This is a genomic window from Burkholderia sp. F1 (assembly GCF_050813845.1).
Lineage (GTDB): Bacteria > Pseudomonadota > Gammaproteobacteria > Burkholderiales > Burkholderiaceae > Burkholderia > Burkholderia ubonensis.
Map to the genome: position 1 here is coordinate 3,882,929 of NZ_CP172421.1, position 20,823 is coordinate 3,903,751.

Annotated in this window: 22 protein-coding genes; 13 read left to right on the forward strand and 9 right to left on the reverse strand. The window is 70.0% G+C overall.

Features of this window, described 5'->3' with window-relative positions; translation table 11 throughout:
• Positions 1-120: 120 nt before the first annotated feature.
• The 3 genes from ACFIMZ_RS18315 to ACFIMZ_RS18325 all read right to left on the reverse strand — a co-directional run bounded on the left by ACFIMZ_RS18315 (position 121) and on the right by ACFIMZ_RS18325 (position 2,828).
• On the reverse strand, positions 121-435 hold the full coding sequence (locus tag ACFIMZ_RS18315; RefSeq protein ID WP_431820755.1) for a high-potential iron-sulfur protein: 315 nt from the start codon (positions 433-435) through the stop codon (positions 121-123).
• A gap of 163 nt (positions 436-598) precedes the next feature.
• Positions 599-1,708 carry an NAD(P)/FAD-dependent oxidoreductase gene (locus ACFIMZ_RS18320; RefSeq protein WP_431820756.1) on the reverse strand — a complete coding sequence of 370 codons (1,110 nt, stop codon included), beginning with the start codon at positions 1,706-1,708 and terminating at the stop codon, positions 599-601.
• A 139-nt stretch (positions 1,709-1,847) separates the two neighbouring features.
• On the reverse strand, positions 1,848-2,828 hold the full coding sequence (locus tag ACFIMZ_RS18325; RefSeq protein ID WP_431820757.1) for an AAA family ATPase: 981 nt from the start codon (positions 2,826-2,828) through the stop codon (positions 1,848-1,850).
• 212 nt (positions 2,829-3,040) lie between these two features.
• On the opposite strand from ACFIMZ_RS18325, the gene ACFIMZ_RS18330 reads away from it, so the two are divergent.
• The 9 genes from ACFIMZ_RS18330 to ACFIMZ_RS18370 all read left to right on the forward strand — a co-directional run bounded on the left by ACFIMZ_RS18330 (position 3,041) and on the right by ACFIMZ_RS18370 (position 11,698).
• A complete protein-coding gene (locus ACFIMZ_RS18330) occupies positions 3,041-3,760 on the forward strand; it encodes a nitroreductase (RefSeq protein ID WP_431820758.1) in 720 nt (239 codons plus the stop codon).
• 146 nt (positions 3,761-3,906) lie between these two features.
• On the forward strand, positions 3,907-4,389 hold the full coding sequence (locus ACFIMZ_RS18335) for a hypothetical protein (RefSeq protein WP_431820759.1): 483 nt from the start codon (positions 3,907-3,909) through the stop codon (positions 4,387-4,389).
• Positions 4,390-4,395: 6 nt separating this feature from the next.
• A complete protein-coding gene (locus ACFIMZ_RS18340; RefSeq protein WP_431820760.1) occupies positions 4,396-5,220 on the forward strand; it encodes an endonuclease/exonuclease/phosphatase family protein in 825 nt (274 codons plus the stop codon).
• A gap of 61 nt (positions 5,221-5,281) precedes the next feature.
• On the forward strand, positions 5,282-5,929 hold the full coding sequence (locus ACFIMZ_RS18345) for a LysE family translocator (protein ID WP_431820761.1): 648 nt from the start codon (positions 5,282-5,284) through the stop codon (positions 5,927-5,929).
• A gap of 214 nt (positions 5,930-6,143) precedes the next feature.
• A complete protein-coding gene (locus tag ACFIMZ_RS18350; RefSeq protein ID WP_431820762.1) occupies positions 6,144-6,914 on the forward strand; it encodes a ferredoxin--NADP reductase in 771 nt (256 codons plus the stop codon).
• 416 nt (positions 6,915-7,330) lie between these two features.
• The gene (rqpS, locus tag ACFIMZ_RS18355) at positions 7,331-8,149 is read left to right on the forward strand and encodes a quorum system sensor histidine kinase RqpS (protein WP_431820763.1); all 819 of its coding nucleotides are present in this window, start codon (positions 7,331-7,333) and stop codon (positions 8,147-8,149) included.
• Positions 8,150-8,156: 7 nt separating this feature from the next.
• Positions 8,157-8,813, forward strand: coding sequence for a response regulator transcription factor RqpR (rqpR, locus tag ACFIMZ_RS18360; protein ID WP_431820764.1), 657 nt, complete (start codon positions 8,157-8,159; stop codon positions 8,811-8,813).
• 159 nt (positions 8,814-8,972) lie between these two features.
• The gene (locus ACFIMZ_RS18365) at positions 8,973-10,376 is read left to right on the forward strand and encodes an amino acid permease (protein ID WP_431820765.1); all 1,404 of its coding nucleotides are present in this window, start codon (positions 8,973-8,975) and stop codon (positions 10,374-10,376) included.
• 296 nt (positions 10,377-10,672) lie between these two features.
• Complete coding sequence (locus ACFIMZ_RS18370) at positions 10,673-11,698, forward strand: XdhC family protein (RefSeq protein ID WP_431822527.1); 1,026 nt, start codon at positions 10,673-10,675, stop codon at positions 11,696-11,698.
• 18 nt (positions 11,699-11,716) lie between these two features.
• On the opposite strand, the gene ACFIMZ_RS18375 is transcribed toward ACFIMZ_RS18370, so the two are convergent.
• The 6 genes from ACFIMZ_RS18375 to fliE form a co-directional block, all read right to left on the reverse strand.
• Complete coding sequence (locus tag ACFIMZ_RS18375; protein ID WP_431820766.1) at positions 11,717-12,472, reverse strand: PepSY-associated TM helix domain-containing protein; 756 nt, start codon at positions 12,470-12,472, stop codon at positions 11,717-11,719.
• A gap of 139 nt (positions 12,473-12,611) precedes the next feature.
• On the reverse strand, positions 12,612-12,929 hold the full coding sequence (locus ACFIMZ_RS18380; protein ID WP_431820767.1) for an EscU/YscU/HrcU family type III secretion system export apparatus switch protein: 318 nt from the start codon (positions 12,927-12,929) through the stop codon (positions 12,612-12,614).
• Positions 12,926-14,266: a flagellar hook-length control protein FliK gene (locus ACFIMZ_RS18385; protein ID WP_431820768.1), complete on the reverse strand. Its 1,341-nt coding sequence runs from the start codon at positions 14,264-14,266 to the stop codon at positions 12,926-12,928. The genes ACFIMZ_RS18380 and ACFIMZ_RS18385 overlap by 4 nt, the downstream gene beginning before the upstream one ends.
• A 77-nt stretch (positions 14,267-14,343) precedes the next feature.
• Positions 14,344-14,682 (reverse strand): flagellar protein FliT, encoded by a 339-nt coding sequence (locus ACFIMZ_RS18390; RefSeq protein ID WP_431820769.1) that lies wholly within the window; start codon positions 14,680-14,682, stop codon positions 14,344-14,346.
• On the reverse strand, positions 14,679-15,113 hold the full coding sequence (gene fliS, locus ACFIMZ_RS18395; RefSeq protein ID WP_431820770.1) for a flagellar export chaperone FliS: 435 nt from the start codon (positions 15,111-15,113) through the stop codon (positions 14,679-14,681). Before fliS ends, ACFIMZ_RS18390 begins: the two co-directional genes overlap by 4 nt.
• Positions 15,114-15,272: 159 nt before the next feature.
• Positions 15,273-15,617: a flagellar hook-basal body complex protein FliE gene (gene fliE / locus ACFIMZ_RS18400; RefSeq protein ID WP_431820771.1), complete on the reverse strand. Its 345-nt coding sequence runs from the start codon at positions 15,615-15,617 to the stop codon at positions 15,273-15,275.
• A gap of 256 nt (positions 15,618-15,873) precedes the next feature.
• On the opposite strand from fliE, the gene fliF reads away from it, so the two are divergent.
• From fliF to fliI, 4 genes are read left to right on the forward strand one after another with little or no spacing between them, the layout of a single operon-like run.
• On the forward strand, positions 15,874-17,646 hold the full coding sequence (gene fliF / locus ACFIMZ_RS18405; protein WP_431820772.1) for a flagellar basal-body MS-ring/collar protein FliF: 1,773 nt from the start codon (positions 15,874-15,876) through the stop codon (positions 17,644-17,646).
• On the forward strand, positions 17,636-18,631 hold the full coding sequence (fliG, locus tag ACFIMZ_RS18410) for a flagellar motor switch protein FliG (RefSeq protein WP_431820773.1): 996 nt from the start codon (positions 17,636-17,638) through the stop codon (positions 18,629-18,631). Before fliF ends, fliG begins: the two co-directional genes overlap by 11 nt.
• Complete coding sequence (gene fliH / locus ACFIMZ_RS18415; protein WP_431820774.1) at positions 18,624-19,307, forward strand: flagellar assembly protein FliH; 684 nt, start codon at positions 18,624-18,626, stop codon at positions 19,305-19,307. The genes fliG and fliH overlap by 8 nt, the downstream gene beginning before the upstream one ends.
• On the forward strand, positions 19,301-20,821 hold the full coding sequence (fliI, locus tag ACFIMZ_RS18420; RefSeq protein WP_431820775.1) for a flagellar protein export ATPase FliI: 1,521 nt from the start codon (positions 19,301-19,303) through the stop codon (positions 20,819-20,821). The genes fliH and fliI overlap by 7 nt, the downstream gene beginning before the upstream one ends.
• The last annotated feature ends 2 nt before the right edge of the window (positions 20,822-20,823 follow it).

Sequence of the window (20,823 nt, forward strand, 5' to 3'; positions counted from 1 at the left end):
GTAGAAAGGCGCGGAACCGATTTCAAGCAATAAAAAACGCCCGCCATCGAACGATGGCGGGCGTGTTTCGGATCGCGCGGAATTGCGGCACCGCACGATGCCCCGTGGGCCGCGTGGGCGTTATGCCATCTTCGTGAACGCGCTGCACCAGCCCTTGGCCAACACCTGCTTGCCGGGGAACGCGCCGCACGGGCCGGATGCCGAGCCCTTCTTGCCCTGGTACAGCATGCAGGCCGCGCAGTCCTGGCCCGCTGCGTATTTCGGGTACTTCGCCTTGTCGACCTTCGTGGCGTCCGTCTTGTAGCCGAGCGCCTGCGCGGTCGGGTCGCTCTCGGACAGCATCGGCAGATCGGCGGCCAGCGCTTCGCGCGACAGCGCCATGGCCGAGACGACGCCGACGCTCGTGATCAGGAAACTCCGACGGGAGGTTTTCATGGGGACTCGCTCCAATGTTATCGATTTGAAAGCTGCTCTAGCGACAGCCGTCTGACAGCATAACGCTCGCGCACACGAATGTGCGGCCCGAAATGCCGGAGATAAGAAATTTCGCAAAGTCGCTCCACGCGGCCGCCACACTGCCGCCATCAGCCGCGCGAAATCATCCGCGCGCCGTCATCTCGCCGACCCGCTGCGCGAGCGCGAGCGCCGCGGTCAGCCCCGGCGACTCGATGCCGAACAGGTTCACGAGGCCGCGCACGCCATGCTGCGCCGCGCCCTGCACGATGAAGTCGGCGGGCGCTTCGCCCGGCCCCGCGATCTTCGGGCGGATGCCCGCATAGGCCGGCTGCAGCGCATCGTCGGGCAGCGCCGGCCAGTACGCGCGGATCAGCGCGTAGAACGCCTCCGCGCGCGCCGGATCGACGTCGTAGCGCAGCGTGTCGATCCACTCGACGTCCGGCCCGAAGCGCGCCTGCCCGGCGAGGTCCAGCGTCAGATGGATGCCGAGCCCGGTGCGGTCGGGCATCGGGTAGACCAGGTGCGAGAACGGCGCGCGCCCGGACAGGCTGAAGTAGTTGCCGCGCGCGAGATAGAGCGGCGGCACCCAGCGCGGATCGAGGCCGCGCGTGCGGCGCGCGAGCGCCTGCGCGCCGAGCCCCGCGCTGTTGATCACGCACGCCGCCTCGATCTCGGCCGGCGTGTCGCCGCCGGTGCGCACGACGAAGCGCGCGCCGCGCAGCACGTCGATCGATTCGACCGGGGACTTCAGCGCGCACATCGCGCCGTTGCATTCGGCATCGCCGAGCAGCGCGAGCATCAGCTGATGGCTGTCGACGATGCCCGTGCTCGGCGAGAACAGCGCCTCGACGCATTCGAGCGCGGGCTCGAGCGTCTGCGCCTCGCCGCGCGTGAGCGGCATCAGGTCGAGCACGCCGTTCTCCGCTGCGCGCGCGCCGATCGCCTTCAGCTGCTTCACCTGCGTGGCGGACGTCGCGACGAGCAGCTTGCCGACGCGGCGATGCGGGACGTGATGCGTTTCGCAGAATTCGTACAGCAGGTCGCGGCCGTGCACGCACGACATCGCCTTCAGCGAGCCGCGCGGATAGTAGAGGCCCGCGTGAATCACCTCGCTGCTGCGCGCGCTCGTGCCGGTGCCGATCGCGTCGGCCGCCTCGAGCACCAGCGTCTCGCGGCCGCGCGCGGCGAGCTCGCGGGCGATCGCGAGCCCGACGACGCCCGCGCCGATCACCACACAGTCCGTCTGCTCCATGGCTTTTCGCGTCGTTATCGCGTCGAGGGAGAGAAGACGATTGTACGTCCCGGCCCGCACGCATGCAGGACACATGTGTAGCCGGATGTATCTCGCCGCTCCCGCGTCGCCGACAACGCCTCTCCCTGTATCCCGAGTGTCAGAACCCGATCGGGCGGCGCTTCGTCGCGCCTTCGTCCGCGCGGATGTCGCGCGCCTCGATCGCATCGCGCCCGTCGAGCCGCGCGGCGCCGAACGCGTGCAGCAACGCGCGCCGCATCGTGCGCGGCGGCGTCGCGGCGAGCACGTCGAGCGCGTCGTCGCCGAGCGTGTCCGGAAAGCGTCGGCCCCATGCGTGCGACGTGCGGATCTCGTCGTAAATCGTCTGCGCGATGCGGCGCGCGCCGGCCGCGTCGGGCGGCGCGATCTCGTACACGTTCATGCGGTTGAGCAGCGGCTCAGGAATCGCCTGCGCATCGTTCGCGGTCGCGACCCAGATCACGTTGCCCGCATCGATCGGCACCTCGGCGAATTCGTCGACGAACGCGCGCGCGGTGTCATGCTCGAGCAACGCATAAAGCGCGCCGAGCGGATCGTATTGCGCGTCGCTGCCCGCCTTGTCGATCTCGTCGACCGCGATCACCGGGTTCGCGTAGCTGCCGTTGACCAGCGCATCGAACACCTTGCCCGGCTTCGCGTTCTTCCACTGCGACGACGCGCCCGACAGGATCCAGCCCGCCGTCAGCGAACTCATCGGCACGTAGTGATACGACGTGCCGAGCAGCTGCGCGAGCGCCTTCGCGAAATACGTCTTGCCGATGCCCGGCGGGCCGAGCAGCAGGATCGGCATCAGCTCGAGCCGGTCGTCCGTTTCGAGGCACAGCGCGACCTGCTTGCGCACGTCGCCGAGCGGCTCCGTGAAATTGGGCAGCGCCTCGCCAAGCGCGTCGAACGACGGCATCCGGTTCGGCTTCACGCAAAAGCGCAGATTGCCGGTCTTGAGCATCCTCTCGTAGGTGGCGCGCAGCGCGTCGCTCGCGCCGTCGTTCAGGTCGTTCAGCGCCGTCTCGACCTGCTCGAGGTCATACACCGTGCTGAAGGACGCCACCGCCAGTTCCTGTTTCACCATCGCCGTCGTCATACCAACCTCGCACCCGCTTGCTTGCCGCACCATCAGACCCCTTCGATTTCAGTGTAGCGGCCCAAAATCCCGGTGCAAGCAAGCAGCCACGCGCGTGTGCTGCTAACAGCGGGCGCGCGCTGCGGATTCAGGCGACGGCGCGTATGATCGACAGCTTGCCGGCGGCGGCGCCGCCGCGCGCCGCCGCCGACTCCCGCCCCGAAGGAACGCCGATGTCCGTCCCCTCCCCTTCCGAGCGCGTCGACGCCGACGCAATCCACGCCGTCGACGCCGCGCTGACGTCGCGCCGCGCGATCCGCGCATTCCTGCCGACACCCGTGCCGCGCGCCACGCTCGAGGCGATCCTCGAAGCAGCGAGCCGCGCGCCGTCGGGCACCAACATCCAGCCGTGGCACGTGTACGTCGCGACGGGCGCGACCCGCGATGCGCTCGCCGCCGCGCTCGTCGCGGCCTACGACGACCCCGCGCGCGACGAGAAATACGTCGCCGAATACGACTACTACCCGCGCGAATGGATCTCGCCGTATCTCGACCGGCGCCGCAAGGTCGGCCGGGACCTGTACGGGCTCTTGAACATCGGCCGCGACGAGAAGGCGCGCATGCATGCGCAGCATGCGCGCAACTTCCGCTTCTTCGATGCGCCGGTCGCCTTGTTCTTCACGCTCGATCGCGTGATGACGCACGGCGCATGGCTCGACTGCGGGATGTTCCTGCAGGGCGTCATGACGGCCGCCCGCGCGCGCGGCCTCGACACCTGCCCGCAGGCCGCGTTCGTGCCGTTCCATCGGATCATCGCCGAGCACCTCGGCATGCCGGCCAACGAGCAGCTCGTGTGCGGCATGTCGCTCGGCCATGCGGCCCCCGACGCGATCGAAAACCGGCTCGTCACCGAGCGCGCGCCCGTCTCCGAATTCACGCGTTTTTTTGCTTGAAAACGCGTGACGCGCACTTACCTTTCAAGCAGGACCGCATCGTGCGACACACGCGTCGCGCCACCTCCGGTCGCATCGCCGTCGATGCCGATCGGGCGTAAGATGTGCGTCCGTTTCCCGCTACACCGCGATTCCGGAGAGGCTTCATGCTGAAACACGGCCTGGCCGTCCTGCTGGCGAGCGCCGCGCTCGCCGCCCATGCGCAGAGCCCCGCGCCCGCCGTCGTCGCATGGGAGATCCAGGTGGTGCGCGACGGTCAGACGATCGACACGTTCCAGCAGAAGACCACCGTGGGTCAGACCCGCACCGACACCCATCGTTATCCGTCCGCCGTGCCCGTCGGCTGCGGCGACCAGGCGCGCGTCGTGCCGACCGAGCGCTCGCGCTCCGTCACCGTCGCGCCGCTCGCCGTCGACGCGAACGCGATCTCGCTCGCGCTCGACGTGCAGGAAACGCTCGACGACCCGGGCGCGAAGCCGAGCGATCCGTGCCTGCCGAGCTCGCCGCGGCAAATCGTCGCGAGCCATCCGGGGCTGTCGGTCGGCGGCGACAACTGGACCGACTGGACGCTCGTCGAGCAGCATCCGCAACTCGTGTACCGCCTGCGCGCGCACGTCAGCAAGGACTGAGCCGACATGCACGCGCCCGATGCCCTGTCCATCCCGTTCGCCGAGCCGCACGCCGCGCCCGACGAACTCACCGCGGTGAGCTGGAACCTGCACAAGGGCCGCACGCCGCTCGGCTTCACCGCGTGGAACGCGATGCGCGACTGGATGCAGTCGACGCACGCCGACGTGTATTTCCTGCAGGAAGCGATGGCGCGGCGGCTGCCGCGGCCCGTGCTCGCGCCCGGCTTCGGCGCGCCGATGAACGATGCGTACGACGACGTCTGGCATTGCCAGGCCACCGAGATCGCGCATGCGCTCGACTGGCAGATCGCGCTCGGCCCGAACGTATTCAAGCCGTCGTGGCGGCACGGCAACGCGATCCTGTCGCCGCATCCGCTCGACCTCGGCGGGCGCTGGGACATCTCCGCGCACCGCTTCGAGCGGCGCGGCCTGCTGGTCGCGCGCGCGACGCTCGCCGGCTCGCGCCCCGTCACGCTGCTGTGCGCGCATCTCGCGCTCACGCGCGCCGCGCGGCTGCGCCAGATGCACTGGATCGCGCACTGGATCATGCGCCACGCGAAGGACGGCCCGCTCGTGCTGGCCGGCGACTTCAACGACTGGCGCAATGACTCGATTCCGCTGTTCGGCGAGATCGGCCTGACCGAGGTCGCGACGCTGCTCGGCGAGTCGGGGCGCACGTTCCCCGCGTTTTCGCCTGCGCTCGCGCTCGACAAGATGTTCGTGCGCGGGATGACGCCGCTCGAATGGAACGCGCCGTCCGGCGAGACCGCGTGGCTGTCCGACCACCTGCCGTACATCGCCCGCCTGCGCCTCGATCCGCAGCAAACCTGACCGGCGCGGCGGCGCCCGCGCTACAGTAGCGGCCTGTATCCGTGCCCGAGTCCGCGCCGCCATGACCTACCTGCCGATCCTGCTGCAAATCGCCGCCGTCTACTTCGTCGCGCTCGTCACGCCGGGCCCGAACATCTTCATGATCTCGCAGCTGTCGATGTCCGGCCGGCGCAGCCTCGGCGCCGTGTCGGCGCTCGGCGTCGGCACCGCGTCGATGACCTGGGCGACGCTCGCGATGCTCGGCCTCGCCGCCGTGCTGCACCAGGTCGAATGGCTGTACGACACGATCCGGATCGGCGGCGCCGCGTACCTCGTCTATTTCGGCTTCAAGCTGCTGCGCGCGAGCGCGCGGCGCGATCCGGCCCCGGACAGCGCGTCTGCCGCCCCCGCGACGCTCCCGCCGCCGGACACGCGCGCCCATCTGCGTGCCTATCGCACCGGCCTCGTCACGTGCCTGACGAACCCGAAATCGTGCGCGTTCTGGACCAGCGTGTTCGCGGCGATGCTGCCCGCGCACGTGCCGCTGTGGTTCAACGGCGCGGCGCTGCTGACGATCGGCGCGATGTCGGTCGGCTGGTACTGCAGCGTCGCGTACCTGTTCGCGAGCCCCCGCGCGCAGCGCGGCTACCGGCGCGTGCGCCGCCCGCTCGACGCGCTGTGCGGCGCCGCGCTCGTCGGCCTCGGCGCGAAGCTCGCCACCGATCGATGAAAGCAAATCGAAAGACAACGTTGTGCCAAATCCGCGCATCCGCCGGAGGCAAGCGCGCGATTGGCGCAGTCAAGGTAAAATAAACAGTTCTTCAAACGTCTGTCATCGAGAAGGCGCGTGTTCGGCGCGCCGGCCGGCCGATCCCCGGATCGGGTCGACGCCCTCGTTTTTCGCCCATTGCACGCGTCTGCTACGCGCGTCCGTTTTCACAGTCATGAGCAAATACGACACCGCCACCGTCCAATCCGTCCACCACTGGACCGATACGCTTTTCAGCTTCACCTGCACCCGTGAGCCGAGCCTGCGCTTCAACAACGGCGAATTCACGATGGTCGGCCTCGAGGTCGACGGCAAGCCGCTCGCGCGCGCCTACAGCATCGTCAGCCCGAACTACGAGGAGCACCTCGAGTTCTTCAGCATCAAGGTCCAGAACGGCCCGCTGACGTCGCGCCTGCAGCACCTGAAGGTGGGCGACACGGTGCTGATCGGCAAGAAGCCGACCGGCACGCTCGTCGCCGACAACCTGCTGCCCGGCAAGACGCTGTGGATGCTGTCGACCGGCACGGGCCTCGCGCCGTTCATGTCGATCATCCGCGATCCGGACATCTACGAGCGCTTCGACAAGGTCATCCTGACGCACACGTGCCGCCTGAAGGGCGAGCTCGCGTACATGGACTACATCAAGCACGACCTGCCGGGCCACGAGTACCTGGGCGACATCATCAGGGAAAAGCTCGTCTACTACCCGACGGTTACCCGCGAGGCATTCGACAACGAAGGCCGGATCACCGACCTGATCGCGTCGGGCAAGCTGTTCACCGACCTCGACGTCCCGCCGTTCTCGCCGGAACACGACCGCGTGATGCTGTGCGGCAGCACCGCGATGCTGAAGGACACGACCGACCTGCTGAAGCAGGCCGGCCTCGTCGAAGGCAAGAACAGCGCACCGGGCCACTACGTGATCGAGCGCGCATTCGTCGACTGATCTGCCCCCGAAAGTTGCGCACCATCAAAGACCGGAGCGAAAGCTCCGGTTTTTTTTCGCCCGCGCTTGGCGAATTCGTAACAATCGACGACCATCTATCTCAAATAGTTACATTTGGACACGGCGCAAGTGGCGGCTCGCGTGTCAGTGTTTTTCCTACAACAGGTTCGCCAAGATTGTTCACATTTACCCTTAAATGTCCCGCCCATCATGACTTTTCACGAAATTTTGAGATATTATGCGCGGCGCGCGGTTGCAATTCGGATGCGCATTTAAGGGTCGGATCTATGTGTTACAAGATGTAAATATTGTTACCCTGGGCGGTGACAAATTCCGTCAGGGAGCCGCTCTTTCGGCGGCTTCCGGCATACGCCGCCGACCGGTGTCTGAATCGCCTTCTGAGAGCAGGGAGAGTCATGGATACGTCGCTTAACGCGCCCGAGAGCGCCCACGCCCCGTTCCCGTCGCAGCAGCCGTCGCCGGCCTGCGCCCCCGCCCCGTTGCCTTGCACGTCCGCCGCCGACCGCGATGCGCTCGCCGCGCGGATCACCGAACTGTCCGCCGCACTGTTCGCCGCCGACGAGGCGGCGCGCCGCCATCTGGCCGGCGAGCTGCACGACGGGCTCGGCGCCGAACTCACCGCCGCGCGCTTCGCGCTCGCGAACATCGACACCTGGCTGCCCGCCGACGCGCCCGAAGGCTGCCGTCGCGCGCTCGATCTCGCGCAGCGCGCGCTCGACGCCGCGACGGACGCGAACCGCCGGCTGATCGCCGAACAGGACACGCCGGCGCTCGACGGCGGGCTCGTGCGCGCGCTGTCGGCCTGGATCGACAGTCATGCGGAACACACCGGCCTGCGCACGAGCTTCGTGTGCGCCGCCGACGCGCGCCTGCCGCAGCTCGCCGGCCCGGGCGCGCTCGCGATCTTCCGCGTCGCACAGGAAGCGCTGTCGAACGTCGCGAAGCATGCGCGCGCGACGTCGGTCGACGTACGAATCGAAGCGGACGGCACGCACGTGTCGCTGATCGTTGCCGACGACGGAATCGGTTTCTCGCGCGCTCACCGCCACGGCTACGGCCTCGCCGGCATGCGCGCCCGCTGCGAGGCATTCGGCGGCGGCTTCGAACTGGCCGCGCCGGCCGCCGGCCGCGGCGCCCGGCTCGCCGCGCGGTTCGCGTGGGACGCGCTGTTCGCGGCGCCGGCAACGGCGCACCGCGCCTTCCCGATTTCGTGAGGGCGCCATGAGTCTGAACATCCTGCTCGTCGACGACCACGCGATCGTCCGGCAAGGCATCCGGCACCTGCTGGTCGACCGCGGCGTGGCCCGCGAAGTCATCGAGGCGGAAACCGGCGGCGAAGCGATGGCGGCCGTCGACAAGCGCGAATTCGACGTGATCCTGCTCGACATCTCGCTTACCGACATGAACGGCATCGAGGTACTCAAGCGCCTGAAGCGCAAGCTGCCGCGCACGCCGGTGCTGATGTTCTCGATGTATCGCGAGGACCAGTACGCGGTGCGTGCGCTGAAGGCCGGCGCGGCCGGCTACCTGTCGAAGACGGTCAACGCCGCGCAGATGATCTCCGCGATCCAGCAGGTCGCCGCGGGCCGCAAGTACGTGAGCCCGGCGATGGCCGAGGCGCTCGCCGAATACGTGTCGTTCGAGAACGAGCCGCTGCCTCATGAGAAGCTGTCGGACCGCGAATACCAGACGCTGTGCATGCTCGCGTCCGGCAAGCGGCTCACCGACATCGCTCACACGCTGTCGCTGTCGGTGAAGACGGTGAGCGTCTACCGCACGCGGCTGCTCGAGAAGATGCGGCTGTCGAACAACGCGGAACTGACCTTCTACGTGATGAGCAACCGGCTCGTCGACATGGCGCCCGCGCCAGGCGCCTGACGGCCGCGCGCCCCTGCGTGCAAGCGCTTGTTTTAGCGGGCGATTCCACCGCGCGATGGTGCGCCGCGGCGGGTCGCCCCGGCCAAATCGGCTAAAATGTCCGGTTTTTCACTCACTCAGCGCCCCCCGCGTTCGCGCGGGCAGGCGATCTCATCCGCAATGTCTCTCTTCCGCAAGAAAAACGTCGATCGCATGATCGCCGGCGCGCACGCCGCCGGGCTCAAGAAAGCGCTCGGCGCGATCGACCTCACCTTCCTCGGCATCGGCGCGATCATCGGCACCGGCATCTTCGTGCTGACCGGCACCGGCGCCGTGCAGGCCGGCCCCGCGCTGATGCTGTCGTTCGTGATCGCCGCGATCGCGTGCGGCCTCGCGGCGCTGTCGTATGCCGAGTTCGCGTCGACGATTCCGGTCGCCGGCTCGATCTACACGTATTCGTATGCGACGCTCGGCGAGCTCGTCGCGTGGATCATCGGCTGGGACCTGATGCTCGAATACGGGCTCGCCGCGTCCGCCGTGTCGGTCGGCTGGTCCGGCTACCTGCAGTCGCTGCTGCAGGGCTTCGGCCTCACGCTGCCGACCGTGCTGACCGCCGCGCCCGGCGCGGTGCCGGGCGTGGTCACGTGGTTCAACCTGCCGGCGTTCCTCGTGATGATCGTGATCACGACGCTGCTGTCGATCGGCATCCGCGAATCGACCCGCATCAACAACGTCATGGTGTTCATCAAGGTGTCGGTGGTGCTGCTCGTGATCGCGGTCGGCATCTTCCACGTGACGCCGGCGAACTGGCAGCCGTTCATGCCGCACGGCTGGAACGGCGTGTTTGGCGCTGCGGCCGTGATGTTCTTCGCGTTCATCGGCTTCGACGCGGTGTCGTCGGCGGCCGAGGAAGTGAAGAACCCGAAGCGCGACCTGCCGATCGGCATCATCGCGTCGCTCGCCGTCTGCGCATTCCTGTACGTCGCGGTCGCGGCGGTCGCGACGGGCATCGTGCCGTCCGCGCAGTTCGCGAGCATCTCGCACCCGATCTCGTACGCGCTGCAGATCGCCGGCGAGAAATGGGTCGCGGGCTTCATCGACCTGGGCGCCGTGCTCGGCATGCTCACCGTGATCCTCGTGATGAGCTACGGCCAGACCCGCATCATCTTCGCGATGTCGCGCGACGGCCTGCTGCCGGCGATGCTGTCGCGCGTGCATCCGCGCTTCGCGACGCCGTTCCTGACGACCTGGCTCGTCGGCCTGTTCTTCGGGCTGATCGCCGCGCTGGTGCCGCTCAACGTGCTCGCCGAGCTGATCAACATCGGCACGCTCGCCGCATTCTCGATGGTGTCGATCGCGGTGCTGGTGCTGCGCCGCACCCATCCGGAACTGCCGCGCGCGTTCCGCTGCCCCGGCGTCCCGGTCGTGCCGATCCTCGCGGTCGCGTCGTGCCTGTTCCTGATGCTGAACCTGGCGCCCGTCACGTGGGCCGCGTTCGGCGTGTGGCTCGTGATCGGCCTCGCGATCTACTTCGTATACTCGCGCCGTCATTCGAAGCTCGCGCACGGTCACGACGTGCACTGAACGCCGCGCGCTGCGGTGCAACGCCCCGCAGGGCCGGATGCCGGCCCTGCGCGCGGCGGGCTTCTTCCCCGCCGCAATCCGCTGCTGCGCCCATGCGTTCCCCGCAGGGGATCCCCCTCCCGCCGTGTCGTTCCCGCGATCGCTCCTTGTCCGATCGTCGCGATGTTTTGCCCATTCCTCCAGATTCGCCCAGCCGGGCGGCATAGCCGCCTGCATGCTCACGCCGCGCGGTTCATAATCCCGCCATCGAACGGCGGCCCGCACCAGCGGGACCGTCCAGCAACAGGAAACAGATGATGGAAAGCGTCGATCTCGATGTACTGAAAACCAGCGCGCGCTGGATCGAAGAAGGCCGCCGCGTGCTGCTCGTGACGGTCGTGAGGACGTGGGGCTCGTCGCCGCGCCCCGAAGGCGCGATGCTCGCGGTGCGCGACGACGGACTCGTCGTCGGCTCGGTGTCGGGCGGCTGCATCGAGGACGACCTGATCGCCCGCGTGCATGCGAGCGGCATCGCGGCCGACGCGCGGCCGGAAGCGGTGAAGTACGGCGTGACGGCCGAGGAGGCGCACCGCTTCGGGCTGCCGTGCGGCGGCACGATCCAGCTCGTGCTGGAGCCGCTGACGCGCGACAGCGGCGTCGCCGCGCTGTGCGCGGAGGTCGAGGCGGGCCGCCTCGTCACCCGCACGATGACGCTCGCGACGGGCCGCGCGTCGCTGTCGCCCGCGCAGGCGACCGACGGCGTCGCGTTCGACGGCGAACGGCTCGTGACGATCCACGGCCCGCGCTACCGGATGCTCGTGATCGGCGCGGGGCAGCTGTCGCGCTACCTGTGCCAGATCGCGGTCGGGCTCGACTACCAGGTGACGGTGTGCGATCCGCGCGACGAATACACGGACGCCTGGGACGTGCCGGGCACGCGCGTCGTGCACACGATGCCCGACGACACCGTGCTCGACATGAAGCTCGACGCGCGCTCGGCGGTGATCGCGCTCACGCACGATCCGAAGCTCGACGATCTCGCGCTGATGGAAGCGCTGAAGACGCCCGCGTTCTACGTCGGCGCGCTCGGCTCGCGGCGCAACAACGCGGCGCGCCGCGAGCGGCTGCGCGAATTCGACCTGAGCGACACGGAACTGGCGCGGCTGCACGGGCCGGCCGGCATCTACATCGGCAGCCGGACGCCGCCGGAAATCGCGATCTCGATCCTCGCCGAGGTCACGGCCGCGAAGAACCACGTATCGTTGCCGACGATCCTGCAGGTCGAAGGCGCGAAGGCCGCGCGCGAGATCGCGGCGCGCGGCGGCGAGGCCTGCGGCATCTGAGCCGCGACCTCCGCGGCCCTAGACGAGCCCCGCGACGAGCGCTGCGGCGACCGAGCCGGCCACCAGCACGACGCCGACCGTGCGGCGCTTGTTCAGCTCGGTCCACAGCAGCACGCCCGTCAGCGACAGCAGGATCAGCGAGCCGGCGATCGTGTCCATCAGCAGCACCCAGCCGAGGTTCATCCCGACGCCGCGATGCAGGTTGTTCAGCGTCGTCAGGAACGAGTTGCCCGTGCGCTTCACCGACACGTAGCCGTTGCCGACCCAGTATTCGGCCTGCAGGTTCTGGTGCGGCCCGAACAGCCCGAACTGCCAGTGCTCGGGCTGCATCACGCGCCGGTCGCCCCATGCGACGGGCTGCGCGGGGTCCTTGCGCACCCGGCCCGGACGGCCGTCGAAGCGCAGCTCGCGCGCCAGCCACTTCGTCATCGCGGCGGGCGTCGCGGGCGCGGGGTTCGGCAGCGCGAGCTGCATCTCCTCGACCTGCGGTTCGCCGGTCGGGATCTTGAGCGGCGGCGCGCGGTGATTGAGCACGATGCCCGTCACGCCGAACAGCAGCCCCAGCACCGCGCCCCACAAGCCGACCCAGCCATGCACCTTGCGCAGCCACTTGATGAAGGTCGCGCGGCGCGAACGCTGGCGGCGCGCGGCAAGCTCGTCGCCGGTCAGCCGGCGGGCCGCCGCCGGGTGGGGCAGCACGGTGACGCCAGCACGGGGCGTGCCCGCCTGGGGCATACCCGCCTGGGGCGTATCGATCGTTTCGGGCGCGTTCACGCAGGGAATTCCATTCGTTCAAAACGACGGGCGGCGCGCCGGTAAAGCGCGCCGCCCGCAGGACATGAAAATGAGAATGGATATCATTACATAAATTGCGACCGGGCTCAATTGGCGAGCCCGCGCAGGCCGGGCCGCATCAGCGCAGCGGCGGCAGCGGGAAGTCCGGCGGCGCGCCGCCCGCTCCTGCGTCTGCGCGCTCGAGCGCGTACAGCCACGCGAGCAGGTCCGCGACCGCCTGGTACAGCTGCGGCGGGATCCGATCGTCGAGATCGACCTGCATCAGCAGCGACACCATCTCCGGCGCGGTGTGCACGTAGAGCCCCGCGTCGCGGGCGCGGGCGACGATCATCTCGGCGACCGCCCCGTAGCCCTTCGCGATCACGCGCGGCGCGGCGTCGCCGCCCTTCGCGTCATAGACGAGCGCGGCCGCGCGCTTGCGGGACGGCCCGCTCATCGCGCGCCTCCGTCGTCGTCGGCGCCGCCGCCGCGCGCATAGGCAGCCGCGGCCGCCTTCGCGGCGATCGCGTCGAAGCCGTCCGGCGCGCCGTCGACCGCGCGGATCGACAGCCCGCCGAGCTGCAGCCCCGACGCCTCCAGCCGCTGCCGCAGCGTGGCCTCGTGCCGCGCGAGGCGGCCGGCGCCGGCCTCGTTCGCGCGCAGCCGCGCGACGAGCTGCTCGCCGTTCAGCACCAGCTCCGCATCGACCGTGCCGAGCGACGGCAGCGTGAGCGTGAGCCGCGTGCGCCATGCGATGCCGTCGCCGGCGTCGTCGCCGCGCGCCGCGTGCCCGCCCGAGTCGTCGGGCTCGATCGTCCAGTCGAGCCGCGCGCCCGGCCACGCTTCGCCGATCCAGCGGAACTGGTCGGTCGCGAGCACGTCGAGCTGCTGGCGCACGAGCGGCACGGCGGCCGGATGCACGGTCACGGGCGCCGCGCCCTGCGCGTCGGACGCCGCTGCGTTGGCCAGCGCGGCGCGCGCGGGGGTCCAGCGGGAATCGGCGGCTTCGGGGCGCGCGTCGGCAGCGCCGGCACCGCGCGCCTGCACCGCGTCGGGCCCGAGGAAGTCATGCGCAGGCGGGCGCGGCGGCGCGCCGGCCGGCACGCCCTGCCCCGGTGTCTGCTGGGCCGCCGCGCGAGGCGCGGGCGACGGCAGCGGCAAGCGGGCGTCGAGCAGGTCGTCGAGCGCGCTGTCGGCCGCCGGCGGATGCGCGTCGGCGGGCGTGAGCAGGCGCGCCTGCGGCTCGCGCGCGAGCGCCGCGAGCGGCCGCTGTCCGGCCAGCCATTGCGCGAGATGGGATTCGTAGAACAGGCCGCTTTCGCTCACGGCCTGCGCGAGCGCGGCGCGCAGCGCCACGACTGGCGGCGCGGCCGACGCATCGCGCGCGGCCTGCGCGGACGATGCGGCCTGGCCGGACGGGAGCGCCGCCTGGCGCGCCGCGTCCTGTGGCACGGCCGCGCGCGCACCGCCTGGCGCCTGCGCCGCCGGATCGGCCAGCAGCACGGTCGGATCGGCGAGCAGCGGCGTCCGGCCGACGACTGCCGGCGTCGCGTCGCCGCCGAAACGGGAGATTGCGTCGAGCACGAGCCCGACGTCGGACAGCGCCGTCTGCGCGGACGCTTGCGGGATCGACGCCGCAGGCGGCGCCGGCGCCGGCGCCGCGGAGGCGCCGGCGGCCTGCGCGCCGACCTGCGCGGCCGCCCCGCCGCCGGACGGCGGCGACACGGCGCCGGTCAGCAGGCTGTCGAGGCGGCTGGCCAGCAACGCGGCGGCTACGGTGTCGATACCGGTCATGATCGGAACCTGCTCACCTTTGCAACATCGATGCGAATTCGGAAACCGGCGGCGCCGGGCGCGCGCAACCCGCGCGGTCAGCCGCGCGCGCGCGCGCGGTACAGGTCGGTCAGCACTTTGGTCGAGCGCTGCGTCTCGAACAGCGCGGACAGCCGCGCGATCTCCGGGCTCGCGAGATCGCGAATCGCGGCGTCGTCGGCCAGAATGCGGCGAATCAGGTCGAGCTTGCGGGCGAGTTCGGCCTCGTCGAGCGCGATGCCCTGCCCGGCCTCCTTCAACCCGTCGACGAGCTGCAGGTATTCCTCCTGCAGCCCCGACAGCGCGTTCCAGTCGGCGCCGCGCGCGGCGTGCAGCATCCGGCCGGACACGGCCGCGATCGCCTCGTAGCGCGCGAAGTACTCGTCCTTCCGGTTCATCTTTGCTGGTCCGCGGCCTGTTGGGCGGCCATCCGCGCAACGTCCGGGCCGATGCCGACCCACGCTTCCTCGAGCGTCGCGAGCAGCCCGTCGACCTCGACCAGCATGGCCTCGCTGCCCTGCATGTTCGCCTGCAGCAGGCGCTTGCCGATGTAGCTGTACAGCGCATCGAGGCGCACCGCGATGTCGCCGCCCGCATCGCGGTTCAGCGACGTCTGCAGGCCGCTCTCGACGATGCGGATCGCCTTGCCGATCGCCTCGCCGCGCGCCGCGATGTTGCCCTGCTGCAGATGCATGCGCGCGAGCGCGATGGCCTGCCGCGCGCCCTGGTAGAGCATTGCGATCAGGCGATGCGGGGACGCGCCCATCACCCCCGTCTCGACGCCGACGCGCGCGTACGCATTGGCTCCAGCGTGTCCTGGGGAAAACATGCGCTTCTCCTTGTTGATGCGTTGGATCTGGATAGCCTGCGCCCGCGACGCGGCTGACTCCCGGAGTTATCGGAAAGGAAGTTAAAAGCTTTAGGCAGAACCGAGGGCCCGCCGGACGGCCGCCCCCCCCGGATGGCCGGCCCCCGGATCGCCGGCCGGTCAGACCGGCATCTGCATGACTTCGTTGTACGCGGTCACGAGCTTGTTGCGGACCTGCAGCCCGAACTGGAAGCCGATGTTCGCCTTCTGCATGTCGACCATCACGTCGTTCAGCGAGATGTTCGGCGCGCCGACCTCGAACGCGTGCGCCTCGCCGAGCGCGTGCTGCTGGTCGCCGCTGATCTTGTCGAGCGACGCCTTCATCGCGCTCGCGAAGGTCCCGGCCGTCGCCGCGCCGGAACCGGCGACCGCCGCGGTCGGGCTGGCCGCGCCGCTCGCCGCCTGCGCCGCCATCGCCTGCATCTGTTGCAATACCGAACCGATTCCGCCGACGTTCGCCGTCATGCTGTCTCCGCATCCAAAAAAGAGGGCCCGTTCGGGCCAGGCCGGGCGGGCCGTCGGCGCGTGTCGCGCGCGCCCGCCATACCGGATCGCGAAAAAGCATAGCAGCGCACCGTCCGGCAAAGCCGTGAAAGTACGGGGAAAACCCGGCTCTTTTCGGGCGATCGGATCGGGGGCGGCGTCACGATAATCGCATCGTGTCATTGTCCGCCCGCTCGTCCGAGCGGCTCAGTCGTCCCGCTCCGGAGAACCTCGACGCATGGATTCGCAGGCCAATTCGCTGATCAATCCCGACGCCCGCACTGGCCTCGCCAGCCCGGCGCCCGGCGCCGCCGCGGCCGCGGCGCTGCCGGGGGCCGGCGGCGCAGGCGTGGACTTCGGGCTCGGCGGCTTCGCTGAACGGATTCCGGGCATCGCGCGGATGCGCGGCAACCCGAAGCTGCCGTTCATCATCGCCGCCGCCTTCGCGGTCGCCGTGATCGTCGCCCTCGTGCTGTGGACCCGCGCGCCCGACTACCGCGTGCTGTACAGCAACCTGTCGGACCGCGACGGCGGTGCGATCATCACCGCGCTCCAGCAGGCAAACGTTCCATACAAGTTCGCCGACGCCGGCGGCGCGATCCTCGTGCCGGCCAACCAGGTCCACGAAACGCGCCTGAAACTCGCGGCGCTCGGGCTGCCGAAGGGCGGCTCGGTCGGCTTCGAGCTGATGGACAACCAGAAATTCGGCATCAGCCAGTTCGCCGAGCAGATCAACTACCAGCGCGCGCTCGAAGGCGAGCTGCAGCGCACCATCGAATCGATCAACGCGGTGCGCACGGCGCGCGTGCATCTCGCGATCCCGAAGCCGTCGGTGTTCGTGCGCGACCGCGAGGCGCCGTCGGCGTCCGTGTTCGTCGACCTCTACCCGGGCCGCGTGCTCGACGAGGGCCAGGTGCTGGCGATCACGCGGATGGTGTCGTCCGGCGTGCCCGACATGCCCGCGAAGAACGTCACGATCGTCGACCAGGACGGCAACCTGCTGACGCAGCCGGCGTCGGCAACCGGCCTCGACGCGAGCCAGCTCAAGTACGTGCAGCAGGTCGAGCGCAACACGCAGAAGCGCATCGACGCGATCCTCGCGCCGATCTTCGGCACCGGCAACGCACGCTCGCAGGTGAGCGCCGACATCGATTTCGCGCGGCTCGAGCAGACCTCGGAAAGCTACGGCCCGAACGGCACGCCGCAGCAGACCGCGATCCGCAGCCAGCAGACCAGCACCGCGACCGAGCTCGCGCAGGGCGGCGCGTCGGGCGTGCCGGGCGCGCTGTCGAACACGCCGCCGCAGCCGGCCTCCGCGCCGATCGTCGCCGGCAACGGCCAGAACGGGCCGCAGACGACGCCGGTCAGCGACCGCAAGGATTCGACGACCAACTACGAGCTCGACAAGACGATCCGCCACGTCGAGCAGCCGATGGGCAGCGTGAAGCGGCTGTCGGTCGCGGTCGTCGTCAACTACCAGCCGGTCGCCGATTCGAAGGGCCACGTGACGATGCAGCCGCTGCCGCCCGCGAAGCTCGCGCAGGTCGAGCAGCTCGTGAAGGACGCGATGGGCTACGACGCGAAGCGCGGCGACTCGGTGAACGTCGTCAACAGCACGTTCACGGCCGCCGGCGATCCGTACGCCGACCTGCCGTGGTACCGCCAGCCGGACATGATCGACATGGCGAAGGAAGCCGCGAAGTGGCTCGGCATCGCGGCGGTCGCGGCGGTGCTGTACTTCGCGGTGGTGCGCCCGGCGATGCGCCGCGCGTTCCCGCCGCCCGAGCTGGCCGCGCCCGCGCTGCCGGCGCCGGAAGACGCGGTCGCGCTGGACGGCCTGCCCGCGCCGGAGAAGGCCGCCGCGAACGACGACGCCGACGCGCTGCTGCTCGGCTTCGAAAACGAGAAGCACCGCTACGAGCGCAACCTCGACTACGCACGCACGATCGCCCGCCAGGATCCGAAGATCGTCGCAACCGTCGTGAAGAGCTGGGTGAACGATGAACGCTGAAGGCTTGACCAAGAGCGCGCTCCTGCTGATGTCGATCGGCGAGGAAGAGGCCGCGCAGGTATTCAAATTCCTCGCGCCGCGCGAGGTGCAGAAGATTGGCGCCACGATGGCCGCGCTGCGCAACGTCACGCGCGAGCAGGTCGAGAACGTGCTGAACGAGTTCGCGAAGGAAGCCGAACAGCACACCGCGCTGTCGCTCGATTCGAACGACTACATCCGCTCGGTGCTGACGAAGGCGCTCGGCGAGGACAAGGCCGGCGTGCTGATCGACCGCATCCTGCAGGGCAGCGATACGAGCGGCATCGAAGGCCTGAAGTGGATGGATTCGAGCGCGGTGGCCGAGCTGATCAAGAACGAGCATCCGCAAATCGTCGCGACGATCCTCGTGCATCTCGACCGCGACCAGGCGTCCGAGATCGCGTCGTGCTTCACCGAGCGGCTGCGCAATGACGTGCTGCTGCGGATCGCGACGCTCGACGGCATCCAGCCGGCCGCGCTGCGCGAGCTCGACGACGTGCTGTCGGGCCTCTTGTCCGGCAGCGACAACCTGAAGCGCAGCCCGATGGGCGGCATCAGCACCGCGGCCGAGATCCTGAACTTCATGACGTCGGTGCACGAGGAAGGCGTGCTCGAGAACGTCCGCCAGTACGATCCGGACCTCGCGCAGAAGATCATCGACCAGATGTTCGTGTTCGAGAACCTGCTCGACCTCGAGGATCGCGCGATCCAGCTGCTGCTGAAGGAAGTCGAGTCGGAAACGCTGATCATCGCGCTGAAGGGCGCGCCGCCCGCGCTGCGCCAGAAGTTCCTGGCGAACATGTCGCAGCGCGCGGCCGAACTGCTCGCCGAGGATCTCGACGCGCGCGGCCCGGTGCGCGTGTCCGAAGTCGAGACGCAGCAGCGCCGCATCCTGCAGATCGTGCGCAACCTCGCCGAAGGCGGCCAGATCGTGATCGGCGGCAAGGCGGAAGACGCATATGTCTGATCCGGCGAGCGAACGCGCGGGAGACGTCAGCGCCTACCAGCGCTGGGAGATGGCGTCGTTCGACCCGCCGCCTCCCCCGCCGCCGCCCGACACCGCGGCGGCGGCGGCCGCCGCGCTCGCCGAGGAATTGCAGCGCGTGCGCGACGCCGCGCACGCGGAAGGCCTGTCGACCGGTCACGTCGAGGGCCAGGCGCACGGCTACCAGGCCGGCTACGAGCAGGGCCACCAGCAGGGTTTCGAGGCCGGCCAGGCCGAGGTGCGCGAGCAGGCCGCGCAGCTTGCGGCGCTCGCCGCGTCGTTCCGGGAGGCGCTGGCCGCCGCCGAGCACGATCTCGCCGCCGACGTCGCGCAGCTCGCGCTCGACATCGCGCAGCAGGTCGTGCGCCAGCACGTGAAGCATGACCCGGCCGCCCTCGTCGCCGCGGTGCGCGACGTGCTCGCGGCCGAGCCGGCGCTGTCGGGCGCGCCTCACCTCGCGGTGCATCCCGCCGACCTGCCGGTCGTCGAGGCGTACCTGCAGGAAGAACTCGACGCGCTCGGCTGGAGCGTGCGCACCGATGCGACGATCGAGCGCGGCGGCTGCCGCGCGCACGCCGCGACGGGCGAAGTCGACGCGACGCTGCCGACCCGCTGGCAGCGCGTCGCCGCCGCGATCGGCAAGGTGAGCGCATGGTGACGCCCACGCCCGAATCGTTCGCGCATGACGGCATGACGCCGCTCGAGCGCGAACTCGCGCTCGCGTCGTTCGGCCCGGACACCCCGCGCGAGCCCGCGCCGGCCTCCGCCGCCGACGCCGCGCCGCGCGCGCCGCACAACCCTCACCTCGCGCACTGGCGCACGCACCTGAACGGCCTGGCGGCGCGCAGCCACCACGCGCTGCCGCTGCGCCCGTGCGGCCGCCTCACCCGCGCGGCGGGCCTCGTGCTCGAAGCGATCGGGCTGCGCCTGTCGGTCGGCGCCGAATGCACGATCGAATTGCCGCCCGGCAGCACGCTGCCGGTGGCGGAGGCGGAAGTCGTCGGCTTCGCCGGCGACCGCCTGTTCCTGATGCCGACCACCGACGTCGCGGGCGTGCTGCCCGGCGCGCGCGTCTGGCCGCTCGAGCGCGCGCCGGTCGCCGATCCGCTCGCGGGCGCCAAGCGCCTGCCGGTCGGCTGGGAAATGCTCGGACGCGTCGTCGACGCATCGGGCCGCCCGCTCGACAACCTCGGCCCGCTCGCGTCCAAGGTCGACGCGCCGCTCACCGCGGCGTCGATCAACCCGCTCGATCGCGAGCCGATCCACCATGTGCTCGACGTCGGCGTGCGCGCGATCAACGCGCTGCTCACCGTCGGGCGCGGCCAGCGGATGGGCCTGTTCGCCGGCTCCGGCGTCGGCAAGTCGGTGCTGCTCGGCACGATGGCGCGCTACACGAGCGCCGAGGTGATCGTGATCGGCCTGATCGGCGAACGGGGCCGCGAAGTGAAGGAGTTCATCGAGCAGATCCTCGGCGAGGACGGCCTCGCGCGCTCGGTCGTGGTCGCGGCGCCCGCCGACGTGTCGCCGCTGTTGCGGATGCAGGGCGCCGCGTACGCGACGGCGCTCGCCGAATGGTTCCGCGACCAGGGCAAGCACGTGCTGCTGCTGATGGATTCGCTGACCCGCTACGCGATGGCGCAGCGCGAGATCGCGCTCGCGATCGGCGAGCCGCCCGCGACCAAGGGCTATCCGCCGTCGGTGTTCGCGAAGCTGCCCGCGCTCGTCGAGCGCACCGGCAACGGGCCGGAAGGCGGCGGCTCGATCACCGCGTTCTACACGGTGCTGACGGAAGGCGACGACCAGCAGGACCCGATCGCCGATTCGGCGCGCGCGATCCTCGACGGCCACATCGTGCTGTCGCGCTCGCTCGCCGAGGCCGGCCACTATCCGGCGATCGACATCGAGGCGTCGATCAGCCGCGCGATGACCGCGCTGATCGACGAGACCCACCTCGACCACGTGCGCCAGTTCAAGCAGATGCTGTCGCGCTACCAGCGCAACCGGGACCTGATCGCGGTAGGCGCCTATGCGCCCGGCCGCGACGCGCAGCTCGACCGCGCGATCGCGCTTTACCCGCACATCGAAGCGTTCCTGCAGCAGGGCTTCCGCGAATGCGCGCCGTACGACGCGAGCCTGGCCGGCCTCGATGCGCTGTTCATCCACGGAGGCTGACG

Coding starts and splice junctions, on each gene's coding strand:
- ACFIMZ_RS18315 (WP_431820755.1), bottom strand. CDS start 435: ATGAAAACCTCCCGTCGGAGTTTCCTGATCACGAGCGTCGGCGTCGTC.
- ACFIMZ_RS18320 (WP_431820756.1), bottom strand. CDS start 1,708: ATGGAGCAGACGGACTGTGTGGTGATCGGCGCGGGCGTCGTCGGGCTC.
- ACFIMZ_RS18325 (WP_431820757.1), bottom strand. CDS start 2,828: ATGACGACGGCGATGGTGAAACAGGAACTGGCGGTGGCGTCCTTCAGC.
- ACFIMZ_RS18330 (WP_431820758.1), top strand. CDS start 3,041: ATGTCCGTCCCCTCCCCTTCCGAGCGCGTCGACGCCGACGCAATCCAC.
- ACFIMZ_RS18335 (WP_431820759.1), top strand. CDS start 3,907: ATGCTGAAACACGGCCTGGCCGTCCTGCTGGCGAGCGCCGCGCTCGCC.
- ACFIMZ_RS18340 (WP_431820760.1), top strand. CDS start 4,396: ATGCACGCGCCCGATGCCCTGTCCATCCCGTTCGCCGAGCCGCACGCC.
- ACFIMZ_RS18345 (WP_431820761.1), top strand. CDS start 5,282: ATGACCTACCTGCCGATCCTGCTGCAAATCGCCGCCGTCTACTTCGTC.
- ACFIMZ_RS18350 (WP_431820762.1), top strand. CDS start 6,144: ATGAGCAAATACGACACCGCCACCGTCCAATCCGTCCACCACTGGACC.
- rqpS (WP_431820763.1), top strand. CDS start 7,331: ATGGATACGTCGCTTAACGCGCCCGAGAGCGCCCACGCCCCGTTCCCG.
- rqpR (WP_431820764.1), top strand. CDS start 8,157: ATGAGTCTGAACATCCTGCTCGTCGACGACCACGCGATCGTCCGGCAA.
- ACFIMZ_RS18365 (WP_431820765.1), top strand. CDS start 8,973: ATGTCTCTCTTCCGCAAGAAAAACGTCGATCGCATGATCGCCGGCGCG.
- ACFIMZ_RS18370 (WP_431822527.1), top strand. CDS start 10,673: ATGGAAAGCGTCGATCTCGATGTACTGAAAACCAGCGCGCGCTGGATC.
- ACFIMZ_RS18380 (WP_431820767.1), bottom strand. CDS start 12,929: ATGAGCGGGCCGTCCCGCAAGCGCGCGGCCGCGCTCGTCTATGACGCG.
- ACFIMZ_RS18385 (WP_431820768.1), bottom strand. CDS start 14,266: ATGACCGGTATCGACACCGTAGCCGCCGCGTTGCTGGCCAGCCGCCTC.
- ACFIMZ_RS18390 (WP_431820769.1), bottom strand. CDS start 14,682: ATGAACCGGAAGGACGAGTACTTCGCGCGCTACGAGGCGATCGCGGCC.
- fliS (WP_431820770.1), bottom strand. CDS start 15,113: ATGTTTTCCCCAGGACACGCTGGAGCCAATGCGTACGCGCGCGTCGGC.
- fliE (WP_431820771.1), bottom strand. CDS start 15,617: ATGACGGCGAACGTCGGCGGAATCGGTTCGGTATTGCAACAGATGCAG.
- fliF (WP_431820772.1), top strand. CDS start 15,874: ATGGATTCGCAGGCCAATTCGCTGATCAATCCCGACGCCCGCACTGGC.
- fliG (WP_431820773.1), top strand. CDS start 17,636: ATGAACGCTGAAGGCTTGACCAAGAGCGCGCTCCTGCTGATGTCGATC.
- fliH (WP_431820774.1), top strand. CDS start 18,624: ATGTCTGATCCGGCGAGCGAACGCGCGGGAGACGTCAGCGCCTACCAG.
- fliI (WP_431820775.1), top strand. CDS start 19,301: ATGGTGACGCCCACGCCCGAATCGTTCGCGCATGACGGCATGACGCCG.